The 13,588-nt window shown below is 63.4% G+C and carries 17 protein-coding genes; 1 reads left to right on the plus strand and 16 read right to left on the minus strand.

Annotated elements, in window-relative coordinates:
• Nucleotides 1-15: 15 nt before the first annotated feature.
• The 15 genes from ispG to trmJ form a co-directional block, all read right to left on the minus strand.
• A complete protein-coding gene (gene ispG / locus F3J44_RS20725; RefSeq protein WP_167060686.1) occupies nt 16-1,125 on the minus strand; it encodes a flavodoxin-dependent (E)-4-hydroxy-3-methylbut-2-enyl-diphosphate synthase in 1,110 nt (369 codons plus the stop codon).
• Nucleotides 1,126-1,128: 3 nt separating this feature from the next.
• The gene (locus tag F3J44_RS20730) at nt 1,129-2,154 is read right to left on the minus strand and encodes a RodZ domain-containing protein (protein ID WP_167275509.1); all 1,026 of its coding nucleotides are present in this window, start codon (nt 2,152-2,154) and stop codon (nt 1,129-1,131) included.
• Nucleotides 2,151-2,912: a type IV pilus biogenesis/stability protein PilW gene (gene pilW, locus F3J44_RS20735; protein ID WP_167275512.1), complete on the minus strand. Its 762-nt coding sequence runs from the start codon at nt 2,910-2,912 to the stop codon at nt 2,151-2,153. Before pilW ends, F3J44_RS20730 begins: the two co-directional genes overlap by 4 nt.
• Nucleotides 2,913-2,923: 11 nt before the next feature.
• Nucleotides 2,924-4,069 carry a 23S rRNA (adenine(2503)-C(2))-methyltransferase RlmN gene (gene rlmN, locus F3J44_RS20740; RefSeq protein ID WP_167060696.1) on the minus strand — a complete coding sequence of 382 codons (1,146 nt, stop codon included), beginning with the start codon at nt 4,067-4,069 and terminating at the stop codon, nt 2,924-2,926.
• A gap of 28 nt (nt 4,070-4,097) precedes the next feature.
• Nucleotides 4,098-4,523, minus strand: a complete 426-nt coding sequence (gene ndk / locus F3J44_RS20745; RefSeq protein ID WP_023533373.1) for a nucleoside-diphosphate kinase — start codon at nt 4,521-4,523, stop codon at nt 4,098-4,100.
• 89 nt (nt 4,524-4,612) lie between these two features.
• Nucleotides 4,613-4,813, minus strand: a complete 201-nt coding sequence (gene iscX / locus F3J44_RS20750; protein WP_167060699.1) for a Fe-S cluster assembly protein IscX — start codon at nt 4,811-4,813, stop codon at nt 4,613-4,615.
• Between the two features lie 10 nt (nt 4,814-4,823).
• The gene (fdx, locus tag F3J44_RS20755; protein ID WP_110735783.1) at nt 4,824-5,165 is read right to left on the minus strand and encodes an ISC system 2Fe-2S type ferredoxin; all 342 of its coding nucleotides are present in this window, start codon (nt 5,163-5,165) and stop codon (nt 4,824-4,826) included.
• Between the two features lie 3 nt (nt 5,166-5,168).
• Nucleotides 5,169-7,031 carry a Fe-S protein assembly chaperone HscA gene (hscA, locus tag F3J44_RS20760; protein ID WP_167275514.1) on the minus strand — a complete coding sequence of 621 codons (1,863 nt, stop codon included), beginning with the start codon at nt 7,029-7,031 and terminating at the stop codon, nt 5,169-5,171.
• A gap of 42 nt (nt 7,032-7,073) precedes the next feature.
• Complete coding sequence (hscB, locus tag F3J44_RS20765) at nt 7,074-7,595, minus strand: co-chaperone HscB (RefSeq protein ID WP_167060705.1); 522 nt, start codon at nt 7,593-7,595, stop codon at nt 7,074-7,076.
• A gap of 8 nt (nt 7,596-7,603) precedes the next feature.
• On the minus strand, nt 7,604-7,927 hold the full coding sequence (gene iscA, locus F3J44_RS20770) for an iron-sulfur cluster assembly protein IscA (RefSeq protein WP_003248536.1): 324 nt from the start codon (nt 7,925-7,927) through the stop codon (nt 7,604-7,606).
• Nucleotides 7,928-7,962: 35 nt separating this feature from the next.
• Nucleotides 7,963-8,349 (minus strand): Fe-S cluster assembly scaffold IscU, encoded by a 387-nt coding sequence (iscU, locus tag F3J44_RS20775; protein WP_007929523.1) that lies wholly within the window; start codon nt 8,347-8,349, stop codon nt 7,963-7,965.
• Nucleotides 8,350-8,395: 46 nt separating this feature from the next.
• A complete protein-coding gene (locus F3J44_RS20780) occupies nt 8,396-9,610 on the minus strand; it encodes an IscS subfamily cysteine desulfurase (RefSeq protein WP_167060708.1) in 1,215 nt (404 codons plus the stop codon).
• A 46-nt stretch (nt 9,611-9,656) separates the two neighbouring features.
• The gene (iscR, locus tag F3J44_RS20785; protein WP_008092572.1) at nt 9,657-10,148 is read right to left on the minus strand and encodes a Fe-S cluster assembly transcriptional regulator IscR; all 492 of its coding nucleotides are present in this window, start codon (nt 10,146-10,148) and stop codon (nt 9,657-9,659) included.
• Nucleotides 10,149-10,327: 179 nt separating this feature from the next.
• Nucleotides 10,328-11,116, minus strand: coding sequence for a serine O-acetyltransferase (gene cysE / locus F3J44_RS20790; protein WP_167060711.1), 789 nt, complete (start codon nt 11,114-11,116; stop codon nt 10,328-10,330).
• A 3-nt stretch (nt 11,117-11,119) separates the two neighbouring features.
• A complete protein-coding gene (trmJ, locus tag F3J44_RS20795) occupies nt 11,120-11,890 on the minus strand; it encodes a tRNA (cytosine(32)/uridine(32)-2'-O)-methyltransferase TrmJ (protein ID WP_167060714.1) in 771 nt (256 codons plus the stop codon).
• A 151-nt stretch (nt 11,891-12,041) separates the two neighbouring features.
• Between trmJ and suhB the strand changes: the two genes are divergently transcribed.
• The gene (gene suhB / locus F3J44_RS20800) at nt 12,042-12,860 is read left to right on the plus strand and encodes an inositol-phosphate phosphatase (RefSeq protein ID WP_152956689.1); all 819 of its coding nucleotides are present in this window, start codon (nt 12,042-12,044) and stop codon (nt 12,858-12,860) included.
• Between the two features lie 169 nt (nt 12,861-13,029).
• On the opposite strand, the gene F3J44_RS20805 is transcribed toward suhB, so the two are convergent.
• A complete protein-coding gene (locus F3J44_RS20805) occupies nt 13,030-13,572 on the minus strand; it encodes a glycine zipper 2TM domain-containing protein (protein WP_167275517.1) in 543 nt (180 codons plus the stop codon).
• Nucleotides 13,573-13,588: the final 16 nt, after the last annotated feature.

Here is a 13,588-nt window from a genome sequence, read left to right on the forward strand (position 1 = left end):
TTTCGAATCTGTGTGTCAGCTGCGGGCGATCAGCGCCGCGTCAGCCTCGACCTTTTCGGCCGCTTTCTGGCGGATGAGCTTCTCCAGCTCATCGACCAGGTTGTCATTGGTCAGTTTCTGCGCAGGCTTGCCGTCGATGTAGATCAGGTTCGGCGTGCCACCGGTCAGGCCCACGTGGGCTTCCTTGGCTTCGCCAGGGCCGTTGACCACGCAACCGATCACCGCCACGTCCAGCGGCACCAGCAGGTCTTCCAGGCGCCCTTCCAGCTCGTTCATGGTCTTGACCACATCGAAGTTCTGCCGCGAGCAGCTTGGGCAGGCGATGAAGTTGATGCCACGCGAACGCAGGTGCAAGGACTTGAGAATGTCGTAGCCGACCTTCACTTCCTCGACCGGGTCGGCCGCCAGCGAAATACGAATGGTATCGCCAATGCCCTCGGCCAGCAGCATACCGAGGCCGACGGCGGATTTCACCGTTCCCGAGCGCAGGCCACCGGCTTCGGTGATGCCAAGGTGCAGCGGCTGGATGATCTGCTTGGCCAGCAGGCGGTAGGCTTCGACGGCCATGAACACGTCCGAGGCCTTGACGCTGACCTTGAAGTCCTGAAAGTTCAGGCGGTCAAGGTGCTCTACATGGCGCAGGGCCGACTCGACCAGGGCGGCCGGGGTTGGCTCGCCGTATTTCTTCTGCAGGTCTTTTTCCAGCGAGCCTGCGTTGACCCCGATGCGAATCGGGATGCCGCGGTCGCGGGCGGCGTCGACCACCGCGCGCACGCGGTCTTCACGGCCGATGTTGCCTGGGTTGATACGCAGGCAGTCGACGCCAAGTTCAGCCACGCGCAGGGCGATCTTGTAGTCGAAGTGGATGTCGGCAACCAGCGGCACGCTGACCAGCTGCTTGATCTTGCCGAATGCCTCGGCGGCGTCCATGTCTGGCACCGAAACACGCACGATGTCGACGCCGGCGTCGACCAGGCGCTGGATTTGCGCCACGGTGGCCATCACGTCGTTGGTGTCGGTGTTGGTCATGCTCTGCACCGCGATGGGGGCATCACCACCCACCGGCACATTGCCGACCCAGATTTTGCGGGATTCGCGACGTTTGATCGGAGATTCGCCGTGCATGACTTACTGTCCCAACTTCAGGCGAGCGGTTTCGCCACTGGTGAACGGGGCAATATCGACGGCCTGGCCGTTGTAGCTGACCTGGGCGCCCCGGGCAAAGCCCAGGCGTACCGCGAACGGCGGCTTGCCAGTCAGCTCCAGGCTGTCGCCCTTGCGCTTGATGGCGCTGAACAGCACCTTGCCGTTGCCGTCGGACACCTGGGTCCAGCAATCGGCGGTGAATTGGATGGCAACCTTGGCGCTGCCGGCCGGCACGGCCACGGGGGCGGCAGGCTCGGCGGCGGCAACGGCTGGCACGCTGGCCACTGGCGCTGCAGGTACTACCGGGGCGGCGGGCGCCGGGGTGGTGGTTGCGGCATGGGCCTGGGGGGCGGTTGCCGGGGCTTGTGCCGGCGCCGGGGTTGGCGCGGCGGCAGTGGCAGCCGGCGCGGTTTCGCTGCTGGCAGCGGCGCTCGCCTGCGCCTGCTCCAACGGCAGCGGTGCGCTTTCCGGCTGTTGGCCCGCGGTCACGGCCTGGTCTTCAGGCTCGTCCAGCGGGTGAATCTGGGTGGTGCCGTCGGCACTTTCGACTTCCACGTGCTCCAGGGCCATCTTCGCCAGGTCCTTGCCCTTGAGGCTGCCCTGGTCCTGCCACCAGATGAAGCTGCCGCCCACCACGGCCACCAGCAGCAACAGGGTGACGCCACGCATGATGTTGTGCGACAGGCGCACCGGCTCTTCGATACGGCCCAGCGAATGCACTTCGCTGCCCTTGGCGTGGGTACCGGTGTATTGGTCGAAGGCCTCGACCAGTGGCGCCTGGTCCATGTCCATCAGCTTGGCATAGGCACGGATATAGCCACGGGCGAAGGTATGCCCTGGCAGCTTGTCGAAGGCGCCGGTTTCCACGTGGTTCAGCGAACTTACGGTGAGGTTGAGCTTGCGGGCCACCTCGGCTTGCGACCACTCGCGTTTCTCGCGGGCCTGGCGCAACAGCTCGCCGGGGTTCTGGCCAGTCGCTGCTGCTACTTCGGGATGCGCGGCTTTCATCGTTGCTCCGACAGGTATTGCTGATATTCCGGCGTACCGGGATAAAGTCGTTGTAATTGCTGGCCGCTATCGGCCAGGGTGCCCTGCTCGTCGAACACCCGGGCAAGACGGCTGCCCAGCAGCAGGCTGCGGGCATTGTGATCGCTCAACTTGCTGAAACGATCGTGGTACTCCCGGGCCGGCACATAATGCCTGTTTTCAAAGGACAACTCAGCCATTTCCAGCAACGCCCGGGGTTGCCGCGGGTTCAGTTGCAGGGCCTTGGTCAGGTACGCCTGGGCCTGGTCGCGGTTGTCGAGCTTGCGGGCCGTCAGGCCCAGGTTCTCGTACACCCGCGAACGTTCAGGATACAGGGTATCGGTGCTGGCAAGACCAAACATCTGCTCGGCTTCGGCAAAACGTTGCTGAGCATATAGGAAACTGCCGTAGTTGTTGCGAATTCGCGTATCACCCGGGCGGGCTGCGAGGGCCTTTTCGAAGTGCGCCTGGGCCAACGCCGGCTCGCCTTGTGCCTGGAACACCAGGGCCAGCGCCGCATGGGCGTCGGCATCCGCGGCATTGAGCGCGAGGGCCTTGCCCAGTGGCGCCTTGGCCTGTTCGGTCAAACCTTGTTGCAAATAACCCAGGCCCAGCTGGGTGTAGGCCCGCGCCGCGTCGGCCCTGCCCTGGCGGCTGGCCAGGGGGTCGCCCGCGCCGCCCGACACACAGCCGGCCAGCAGCGAAAGCGCAAGGATCGACAGCGCGGCGCGCAGGCTCATGGGGCCGGGACTCAGTGGCGCACGGCGCTGTCTGCGAGCTCAGCGTCAGCGGACAGCTGGCGCACGGCGATGTAACGCTCGCTGCGGCGGGTGCGGTCATTGACCTGGCCGACCAGCTGGCCACAGGCGGCATCGATGTCGTCGCCGCGGGTGGTGCGGGTAGTAACGTTGAAACCACCGTGGTGCAGCAGGTCCTGGAAGCGGCGGATCGCGTTGTTGCTCGGCCGCTCGTAGCCCGAGTGCGGGAACGGGTTGAACGGGATCAGGTTGATCTTGCACGGCACGTCGCGCAGCAGCTCGATCATCTGCGCGGCATGTTCAGGCTGGTCGTTCACGTCCTTGAGCAGGGTGTACTCGATGGTCAGCACGCGCTTGCCACCGAGGGTCGACATGTAGCCCATGCACGATTCGAGCAGCATCTTCAGCGGGTACTTCTTGTTGATAGGGACCAGCTTGTTGCGCAGCTCGTCGTTCGGCGCGTGCAGCGACAGGGCCAGGGACACGTCGATGTGCTTGGCCAGCTCGTCGATCATCGGCACCACGCCCGAGGTGGACAGGGTGACGCGGCGCTTGGAAATGCCATAGCCCAGGTCATCCATCATGATGTGCATGGCGGCGATGACGTTGTCGAAGTTCAGCAGGGGCTCGCCCATGCCCATCATCACCACGTTGGTAATCGCGCGGTCGATCTTGGCAGGAACGGTCCCGAAGGATTTGTTCGCAAGCCACACCTGGCCGATCACTTCGGCGGCGGTGAGGTTGCTGTTGAAGCCTTGCTTGCCGGTGGAGCAGAAACTGCAGTCCAGGGCGCAGCCGGCTTGCGACGAAACGCAGAGGGTGCCGCGGTCGTCGGTAGGAATGTAGACGGTCTCGACGCAGCTGCCGGAGGCAACGCGGATCACCCATTTGCGGGTGCCGTCGGCGGAAATGTCTTCACTGACCACTTCCGGGGGGCGAATCTCGGCAACGGCCTCGAGCTTTTCGCGCAAGACCTTGCCTACGTTGGTCATGGCCGCAAAGTCGGACACGCCAAAATGGTGAATCCATTTCATCACCTGCCCGGCACGGAAGCGCTTCTCCCCTATCGAGTCGAAGAATTTTTCCATTTCCGGCTGGGTCAGCCCCAACAGGTTGATTTTGCCAGTAGATGTCGTCATGGATTCACCCTCACCCGTAAGCTTTCGCTTAGCGAGTGGTTACCTCGGTAGCAGCGAAGAAGTAAGCGATTTCGCGAGCAGCGGCAGCTTCGGAGTCCGAACCGTGAACGGCGTTGGCGTCGATCGACTCGGCGAAGTCAGCACGGATGGTGCCGGCAGCAGCTTCTTTAGGGTTGGTAGCGCCCATCAGCTCACGGTTCTTGGCGATGGCGTTCTCACCTTCCAGAACCTGAACAACGACTGGACCGGAAGTCATGAAGGCAACCAGGTCACCGAAGAAGCCGCGCTCGCTGTGCTCGGCGTAGAAGCCTTCGGCTTCGGCTTTGGACAGTTGCTTGATTTTCGAGGCAACGATTTTCAGGCCAGCTTCTTCGAAGCGGGTAGTGATCTTGCCGATTACGTTCTTGGCAACGGCGTCAGGCTTGATGATCGAGAAAGTACGTTGAACAGCCATGGAAAACTCCAGAATATGAGTGTTACGAAAAATTAAACCCGCGAATTATACGCGGGTTCCAGGGGATTGCCTAACCTGCAGCGTCACGCTTAGTCGGCTTCTTCGATCCAGGCCGCCTGGATGGCCTCCAGCACTTTCTCACCGCCACGTGACGGATCGTCGCTGAATTCTGGCAAGGCCAGCACCCAACGGTGCAGATCGACGAAATTCACATATCTAGGATCGACTTCCGGCTTGCTATCTGCAAGCTGGATGGCGATCTCAAGTACATCAATCCATTTCAGGCTCATCAGGCAAACCTCAGTGCGGCGCTTCGGCAGCGTGGTTGAGCGAATACTTCGGAATCTCGATGGTCAGGTCTTCGTCCGCCACCACCACCTGGCAACCGAGGCGCGATTGGGCCTCCAGGCCCCAGGCCTTGTCCAGCATGTCTTCTTCCAGCTCATCGGCCTCTTCGAGCGAGTCGAAGCCCTTGCGCACAATGCAGTGGCAAGTGGTGCAGGCCTTGACGCCACCGCAGGCGCTTTCCATCTCGATGTGATGGTCGTGGGCCAGCTCCAGGATGTTGGTCCCGGCAGGCACCTCCACGGTCAGCCCTTCGGGGCAGAACTTCTCGTGCGGCAGGAATGTCACCAGCGGCATCGGTTACTCCTCGATCTCATTCAGGTTGCGCCCGGCCAGTGCGGCTTTGACCGTCGAATCAAGGCGACGGGCGGCAAATGCATCGGTCACCTGCGACAGACGCTTGGTCTGTTGCTCGATGGCGGCGCCATCGGTGCCGGCCAGCAAATCACGTAGTTCTTGCATCTGGAATTCGATGGCGTCGCGCTCGTCGCTGCTGAGCAAGCGCTCGCCGTCGGCGTCCAGGGCGCCCTGTACTGCTTCGAGCAGGCGCTCGCCGTCCACCTGGTGCTCACGCAGCTGGCGGGCCTGCTTGTCGGAGCCTGCGTGCTCGAAGGAGTCCTTGAGCATGCGGGCGATCTCGCCATCGGTCAGGCCGTAGGACGGCTTGACCTGAATGCTGGCTTCCACGCCCGAACCGAGTTCGCGGGCGGCCACGCTGAGCAGGCCGTCGGCATCCACCTGGAAGGTGACGCGGATTTTCGCAGCGCCCGCCACCATGGCCGGAATGCCGCGCAGCTCGAAGCGCGCCAGGGAACGGCAGTCGCTGATCAATTCGCGCTCGCCTTGCAGCACGTGGATCATCATGGCCGACTGGCCATCCTTGTAGGTGGTGAACTCCTGGGCACGAGCCACCGGAATGGTGGTGTTGCGCGGAATCACCTTCTCCATCAGCCCGCCCATGGTCTCAAGGCCCAGGGACAGCGGGATGACATCGAGCAGCAGCAGTTCGCCACCTTCGCGGCGGTTGCCGGCCAGGGTGTCGGCCTGGATGGCGGCGCCGATGGCCACCACCTGGTCCGGGTCGATGGAGGTCAGCGGGGTGCGGCCAAACAGCGCGCCCACGGCTTCACGCACACGTGGCACGCGGGTCGAACCACCGACCATCACCACGGCAGCGACTTCCTCAAGCTCCACGCCGCTGTCACGCACGGCGCGGCGGCAGCTCTTCAGGCTGCGGGCGATCAGCGGCTCGATCATCGCCTCGAACGCGGCGCGGCTCAGCTCGCCCTGCCAGGCACCGTGGCTGACGCTGACGGTGTCGGCATCGGTCAAGGCTTCCTTGGCTGCGCAGGCGGCCTGCAGCAACTGGCGCTGGGTGGCCGGGTCGAGGTCGGCGGACAAACCGGCCTGCTCGATGATCCAACCGGCAATCGCGTGGTCGAAGTCATCGCCGCCCAGGGCGGTGTCGCCACCGGTGGCCAGCACTTCGAACACGCCCGCCGTCAGGCGCAGGATGGAAATATCGAAGGTGCCGCCACCCAGGTCATAGATGGCCACCAGGCCTTCAGCATTCTGGTCCAGGCCGTAGGCCACGGCAGCGGCAGTCGGCTCGTTCAGCAGGCGCAGCACGTTCAGGCCGGCCAGGCGTGCAGCGTCCTTGGTGGCCTGGCGCTGGGCGTCGTCGAAATAGGCCGGCACGGTGATCACCGCCCCCACCAGCTCGCCACCCAGGGTGGCTTCGGCGCGCTCGCGCAGCACCTTGAGGATGTCGGCGGACACTTGCACCGGGCTTTTCGGGCCCTGCACGGTGTCGATGAACGGCATGTGCGATTCACCGCCAACGAAGCGGTACGGCAGCTGCTCACCGAGCTGCTTGACGTCTGCCAGGCCACGGCCCATCAGGCGCTTGACCGACAGCACGGTGTTCAGCGGGTCGCGTGGCGCGGCTTCGCGCGCCGCCAGGCCGACCTCGTTGTGGTCCGCCAGGTAACGCACTGCGGAGGGCAGAATGACGTTACCCTGCGCATCGGGCAGGGGCTCGCTGCGACCGCTGCGCACGGCAGCGACCAGAGAATTGGTGGTACCCAGGTCGATCCCCACCGCCAGGCGGCGCTGGTGCGGCTGAGGGCTTTGACCGGGTTCGGCGATCTGCAGTAGGGCCATGCTTATCTGAATACCTTAGGCGTCATCACGGGCGACACCGGGTTAATCGTCGAGGCGCTCTTCGAGTTGGCGCACTTCTTGGGCGAGCTTGTCGAGGAACTGCATGCGGCGCATCAGGCGCTCGGCCTGTTCACGCTCGGCAGGCACATCCCAGCAGGCAGCGAAGTCCTCGTTGAGGCGGTCCTGGGCAACCTTCAGGCGCTTCTTGAACACGGCCACGCCATCGAGGTCGGCTTCGTCCTGCAGCTCTTCGAGCTCTTCGCGCCACTGCATTTGCTGCAGCAGGAAGTCGGGGTCGTGAACCGTGACTTCCTGAGGCACTTCGTGGCCACCGATGGCCAGCAGGTAGCGGGCACGGCGCGGTGCGCTGCGCAGGGTCTGGTAGGCATCGTTGAGGGATGCGGACTTCTCCAGCGCAACGCGCTGCTCGCGCTCGGAAGCGTCGGCGAAGCGGTCCGGGTGAACCTCGCGGGCCAGCTCGCGGTAGCGCGCGGCCAGCTTGTCGAGGTCCAGGCGGAAGCTCGGCTGGAGGTCAAACAGGGCGAAATGACAAGGAGTACCCACAGCCAGCCTCAAACGTTGAAGCTTTCGCCGCAGCCACACTCACCGCGCACGTTGGGGTTGTTGAACTTGAAGCCTTCGTTCAACCCTTCCTTGACGAAGTCCAGCTCGGTGCCATCGAGGTACACCAGGCTCTTGGGATCGATGATCACCTTCACGCCGTGGTTCTCGAACACCTGGTCCTCATCGGCCAGCTCGTCGACGAACTCCAGCACGTAGGCCAGGCCCGAGCAGCCGGTGGTGCGCACGCCCAGGCGAATGCCCTCACCCTTGCCGCGCCCGTCGAGGGAGCGGCGAATGTGGTTGGCGGCGGCTTCTGTCATGCTGATAGCCATCGGAACTCCTTGACTCTTACCTTGCAACGGGCGGCTTAGATCAAGCCTTTCTTCTGCTTGTAGTCGCGAACGGCTGCCTTGATGGCATCTTCGGCGAGTACCGAGCAGTGGATCTTCACTGGCGGCAGGGCCAGTTCTTCCGCCAGCTGGGTGTTCTTGATGGTTTCGGCTTCGTCCAGGGTCTTGCCCTTCATCCACTCGGTGGCCAGGGAGCTGGAAGCGATGGCCGAACCGCAGCCGTAAGTCTTGAACTTGGCGTCTTCGATGATGCCTTGCTCGTTGACCTTGATCTGCAGACGCATCACGTCGCCGCACGCCGGAGCGCCGACCATGCCGGTCCCGACGTCCGGGTCCTCGGCGTTCATCTTGCCGACGTTGCGTGGGTTTTCGTAGTGGTCGATGACCTTTTCACTGTATGCCATGGTGCAATTCCTTCCTCATCAGGGAGCCGCTCTTGCCGGCGACTGCTTAGTGGGCGGCCCACTCGATCTTGGAGATGTCAACGCCGTCTTTGTACATGTCCCACAGCGGCGACAGCTCACGCAGTTTGTTGACGGCCATGCAGACTTGCTGCGCGGCGTAGTCGACTTCTTCTTCAGTGGTGAAGCGGCCGAAGGAGAAGCGGATCGAGCTGTGCGCCAGCTCGTCGTTGCGGCCCAGTGCACGCAGCACGTAGGACGGTTCGAGCGAGGCGGAGGTGCAGGCCGAACCGGACGATACGGCGATGTCCTTCAGGGACATCAGCAGCGACTCGCCTTCGACGTAGTTGAAGCTCAGGTTCAGGTTGTGCGGCACGCGGGCAGTTTGGCTGCCGTTGACGTACAGCTCTTCAAGGTCCGAGACCTGCTTGAAGAAGCGGTCGCTCAGGGCCTTGATGCGCACGTTCTCGGCGGCCATTTCCTGCTTGGCGATGGCGAAGGCTTCGCCCATGCCGACGATCTGGTGGGTCGGCAGGGTGCCCGAACGCATGCCGCGCTCATGGCCACCGCCGTGAATGATGGCTTCCAGGCGCACACGCGGCTTGCGGCTGACGTACAGCGCGCCGATGCCTTTAGGGCCGTAGACCTTGTGCGCGGAGAACGACATCAGGTCGACTTTCAGCTTCTGCAGGTCGATTTCCACCTTGCCGGCCGACTGGGCAGCGTCGACATGGAACAGCACGCCGCGCGAACGGGTCAGTTCACCGATGGCAGCGATGTCGTTGATCGAGCCCACTTCGTTGTTCACGTGCATCAGCGACACCAGGATGGTGTCGTCGCGCAGCACGGCCTCGACCATGGCCGGGGTGACGATGCCGTCTTCGCCCGGTTCCAGGTAGGTGACTTCGAAACCTTCACGCTCCAGCTGGCGAGCGGTGTCCAGGACCGCCTTGTGCTCGATCTTGGAGGTGATGATGTGCTTGCCTTTGGTCTGATAGAAGTGCGCCACGCCTTTCAGGGCGAGGTTGTCGGACTCGGTGGCACCGCTGGTCCAGACGATTTCGCGCGGGTCGGCGTTGATCAGCTCGGCAACCTGGCGACGGCCATTCTCTACCGCTTCCTCGGCCTTCCAGCCGAACACGTGGGAGCGCGAGGCCGGGTTACCGAAGTTGCCGTCGACCAGCAGGCAGTCGGCCATCTTCTGGGCGACACGTGGGTCGACCGGCGTGGTAGCGGAGTAATCGAGGTAGATCGGCAACTTCATGGGTATCTCCTATCAGGCGGTGGCGTCGCTCGTCACTATTAATCGGTCAGTCGACGGCGGACGTCTCAATCTTGTCCAGCTGGGCGGTACGGCCTGCGACACGCCGCAGGTCCTGGCGCTGGGCGACTTCCTGCACCTCACGGCGCATGACGAGGTCGGCCAGGCTGATGCCGCTGAGGAATTCGTGAATCTGCTGGCTGAGGTCGCACCACAGGTGGTGGGTCAGGCAGGTGTCACCGGCATGGCAATCCCCGAGGCCCTGGCAACGGGTGGCATCGACCGATTCGTTGACCGCATCGATGACCTGGGCCACCTGGATGGTTTCCATACCCCGCGACAGCTGGTAGCCACCGCCTGGGCCGCGCACGCTGGATACCAGGCTGCTGCGGCGCAGCTTGGCGAACAGCTGCTCCAGATAAGAGAGGGAAATGCCCTGGCGCTCGGAAATGTCGGCCAAAGACACCGGCCCATGCTGCGCGTGCAATGCCAGGTCGAGCATGGCAGTGACGGCGTATCGGCCTTTGGTAGTCAGTCGCATGGCTAATGGGTACCACGGGAGTTACGGGATGTGTACGAGTATGCGATTCCCGAGCATTTAAGTCAACTATAAGACCTACTGCTTTAGTCGGGTTTGCAGCGGGAAAGCGGCCGCGAGTGTAGCAGCAATGGGGCGTGAGCACACGCCCCATATGTCAGCACGCCATCAGCGCGGCGCAATCAATGCGACTGAGTGTCGCGCTGCGCCGCCTGGGTTTCGACGGCAAAGTCGTCTTCAGGCAGCTTCGGCAGCTCCTTGGCGCAGTAGTCGCTGCCCATCCGGGTCAACGCGCCACACATGCCCTCCAGGCGCTCGTCAACGGCCTGCAGGTGGTCAAGCATCTGGCCGATGGCGCGGGCCACGGGGTCTGGCATGTCGCCACTGACGCCATAGGCATCGAAGCCGATCTTCTCGGCCATGGCCTTGCGCTTGGCCTCGACGCCATCGTCCTCGCTGCTCTTGACGATGATCCGCCCTGGGATGCCGACCGCGGTGGCGCCAGCCGGCACCGCCTTGGTCACCACCGCATTAGAACCGATCTTGGCGCCGGCGCCGACGGTGAACGGGCCGAGCACCTTGGCCCCTGCCCCGACCACCACGCCATTTTCCAGGGTTGGGTGACGCTTGCCTTTGTTCCAGCTGGTGCCACCCAAGGTCACGCCCTGGTACAAGGTGACGTCGTCGCCGATCTCGGCGGTTTCGCCAATGACGATGCCCATGCCATGGTCGATGAAGAAGCGCCGGCCAATGGTGGCACCTGGGTGGATCTCGATACCGGTCATCCAGCGGCCAAAGTTCGACACCAGCCGCGCCAGCCACTTGAACTCGCGCTTCCACAGGGCATTGCCCAGGCGGTGCAGCCAGATGGCGTGCATGCCGGGGTAGCAGGTCAGCACCTCGAAGGCATTGCGCGCCGCCGGGTCACGGTGGAACACGCTTTGAATATCTTCACGCAAACGCTCGAACATCTATCAGTCCTTCCGTTTATGCGGCTCGCCCCGGACCACTTTCTGGGTCTCGGTGAGGATGCCGCGCAAAATGCTCATTTCCGAACGATCGACCGAGCTGCGCCCATACAGCCTGCGCAGGCGCGGCATCAGGTGCCGGGGCTTCTCGGGGTCGAGGAAGCCGATGTCCACCAGGGTTTTCTCCAGGTGGTCATAGAACAGCTCCATTTCGTCCATGGTCGCCAGCTCGCTGCCACGCTGGGCGTTGGCATCGGGCGCTTCGCCCCCCGAGGCTTCGCCTTCGCTCGCCAGCCACGCCATGCGCACCTCGTAGGTGAGCACCTGGACAGCGGCGGCAAGGTTCAGCGAGCTGAAGCCGGGGTTCGAGGGAATGTGCACGTGGAAGTGACATCGCTGCAGTTCTTCGTTGGTCAGGCCGGCGTGCTCGCGCCCGAACACCAGGGCGATTTCTTCACCACCAGCGGCGTGCTCCACGGCCTTGGCCCCGCACTCGCGCGGGCCGATCAGCGGCCAGGGGATGCTGCGCTCACGGGCACTTGTGCCCATGACCAGGTTGCAGCCAACCAGCGCCTCTTCAAGGCTGCCGACCACCTGGGCACTGGCCAGGATATCGTCGGCACCCGAGGCGCGAGCACTGGCCTCGGCGCACGGGAACTCTTTCGGCTGCACCAGCACCAGACGCGACAAGCCCATGTTTTTCATGGCACGCGCAGCGCCGCCGATGTTGCCGGGGTGGCTGGTATTGACCAGAACAACACGAATATTTTGCAGCAAGGTGTTGTGCTCTCAGATGCAGGTTTGGGGGCTATCGATCTTACAGAACCGACCAGCGTAACGCCATGAAAGCAAATGTGACACTTCTGCCGCCAAACTTTTCTGCTAGAATGTTCGGCTTTCTTCTTTAACATCTCCAGGTGACCCGCCCATGCAGCCTATGCTGAATATCGCCCTGCGCGCCGCTCGCAGCGCCAGTGAACTGATTTTCCGCTCCATCGAACGCCTGGATACCATCAAGGTCGACGAGAAAGAGGCCAAGGACTACGTCTCCGAAGTAGATCGCGCTGCCGAACAAAGCATCGTCAACGCCCTGCGCAAGGCCTACCCGAACCACTCCATCCAGGGCGAGGAAACCGGCCTGCACGCGGGCACCGGCGAGGAAGGCAAGGACTACCTGTGGATCATCGACCCACTGGACGGCACCACCAACTTCCTGCGCGGCATCCCCCACTTCGCCGTCAGCATCGCCTGCAAATACCGCGGCCGCCTTGAGCACGCCGTGATCGTCGACCCGGTTCGCCAGGAAGAATTCACCGCCAGCCGTGGCCGTGGCGCCCAGCTCAATGGCCGTCGCCTGCGCGTCAGCTCGCGCACCAGCCTGGACGGCGCCCTGCTGGGCACCGGCTTCCCGTTCCGTGACAACCAGATGGCTGACATGGACAACTACCTGGGCATGTTCCGCGCCCTGACTGGCCAGACCGCCGGCATCCGCCGCGCCGGCTCCGCCAGCCTCGACCTGGCCTACGTGGCCGCTGGCCGCTTCGACGCCTTCTGGGAATCGGGCCTGTCCGAGTGGGACATGGCAGCCGGCGTGCTGCTGATCCAGGAAGCCGGTGGCCTGGTGAGCGACTTCAACGGTGGCCACGATTTCCTCGACAAGGGCCACATCGTTGCAGGCAACATCAAGTGCTTCAAGGCCGTGCTGACCGCTATCCAGCCGCACCTGCCAGAGCACATGAAGCGCTAAGCGCGGATTGCAGGCATGAAAAAAGCACCCCTCGGGGTGCTTTTTTTGTGCCTGGGGTTTGGCGCCGCTGGGCGGCGCATCGCGAGCTATGCTCGCTCCTACGGGATGCGCGAACGACTGGTAGGAGCGAGCGCAGCTCGCGATGCGACGCCCCGCGGCGCCGGAAACCTCACTGCCCCACTTCGCTAAGCATCAGCTTGCCGTTCTTATCCAGCGGAATGGTCGACCCCGGCTCGCGATCCATCTTCACCTGCCCCACCTGGTCACCGATGGTGTACTTGACGTTATAGCCCACCACCTTTTCGCTGATGTCGTTGACCGTGTTGCAGCGGGTTTGCGTGGTGGTGTAGGTGTCACGCTGCTGCATGCCTTCCTGCACCTTGTTACCCGCATAACCACCACCGACCGCACCGGCCACGGTGGCGATCTTCTTGCCAGTACCGCCGCCGATCTGGTTGCCCAGCAGGCCACCGGCCAGGGCACCGACCACGGTCCCGGCGATCTGGTGCTGGTCCTTGACCGGCGCCTGGCGGGTGACCGTGACATCCTTGCAGACCTCACGCGGGGTCTTGACCTGTTGCTTGATCGGTTGCACGTCGGTGACCTGGGCGTATTCAGGCCCCTTGTTCACCAAGCTGTAGGTGGCAACAGCACCTCCGGCAGTGACACCGACAGCACCCAGCACAGCGCCTACGAGCATTGATTTGTTCACATGAACCTCCTGTTGT

The organism is Pantoea sp. Tr-811, from assembly GCF_011752535.1.
Lineage (GTDB): Bacteria > Pseudomonadota > Gammaproteobacteria > Pseudomonadales > Pseudomonadaceae > Aquipseudomonas.

Excerpts from the sequence above, each read along its gene's own strand:
- iscA (WP_003248536.1), bottom strand. The coding sequence starts at position 7,927 with ATGGCTATCAGCATGACAGAAGCCGCCGCCAACCACATTCGCCGCTCC.
- iscU (WP_007929523.1), bottom strand. The coding sequence starts at position 8,349 with ATGGCATACAGTGAAAAGGTCATCGACCACTACGAAAACCCACGCAAC.
- rlmN (WP_167060696.1), bottom strand. The coding sequence starts at position 4,069 with ATGACGACATCTACTGGCAAAATCAACCTGTTGGGGCTGACCCAGCCG.
- cysE (WP_167060711.1), bottom strand. The coding sequence starts at position 11,116 with ATGTTCGAGCGTTTGCGTGAAGATATTCAAAGCGTGTTCCACCGTGAC.
- hscA (WP_167275514.1), bottom strand. The coding sequence starts at position 7,031 with ATGGCCCTACTGCAGATCGCCGAACCCGGTCAAAGCCCTCAGCCGCAC.
- ispG (WP_167060686.1), bottom strand. The coding sequence starts at position 1,125 with ATGCACGGCGAATCTCCGATCAAACGTCGCGAATCCCGCAAAATCTGG.
- suhB (WP_152956689.1), top strand. The coding sequence starts at position 12,042 with ATGCAGCCTATGCTGAATATCGCCCTGCGCGCCGCTCGCAGCGCCAGT.
- ndk (WP_023533373.1), bottom strand. The coding sequence starts at position 4,523 with ATGGCTGTTCAACGTACTTTCTCGATCATCAAGCCTGACGCCGTTGCC.
- iscR (WP_008092572.1), bottom strand. The coding sequence starts at position 10,148 with ATGCGACTGACTACCAAAGGCCGATACGCCGTCACTGCCATGCTCGAC.
- pilW (WP_167275512.1), bottom strand. The coding sequence starts at position 2,912 with ATGAGCCTGCGCGCCGCGCTGTCGATCCTTGCGCTTTCGCTGCTGGCC.
- fdx (WP_110735783.1), bottom strand. The coding sequence starts at position 5,165 with ATGCCGCTGGTGACATTCCTGCCGCACGAGAAGTTCTGCCCCGAAGGG.
- F3J44_RS20780 (WP_167060708.1), bottom strand. The coding sequence starts at position 9,610 with ATGAAGTTGCCGATCTACCTCGATTACTCCGCTACCACGCCGGTCGAC.
- iscX (WP_167060699.1), bottom strand. The coding sequence starts at position 4,813 with ATGAGCCTGAAATGGATTGATGTACTTGAGATCGCCATCCAGCTTGCA.
- F3J44_RS20730 (WP_167275509.1), bottom strand. The coding sequence starts at position 2,154 with ATGAAAGCCGCGCATCCCGAAGTAGCAGCAGCGACTGGCCAGAACCCC.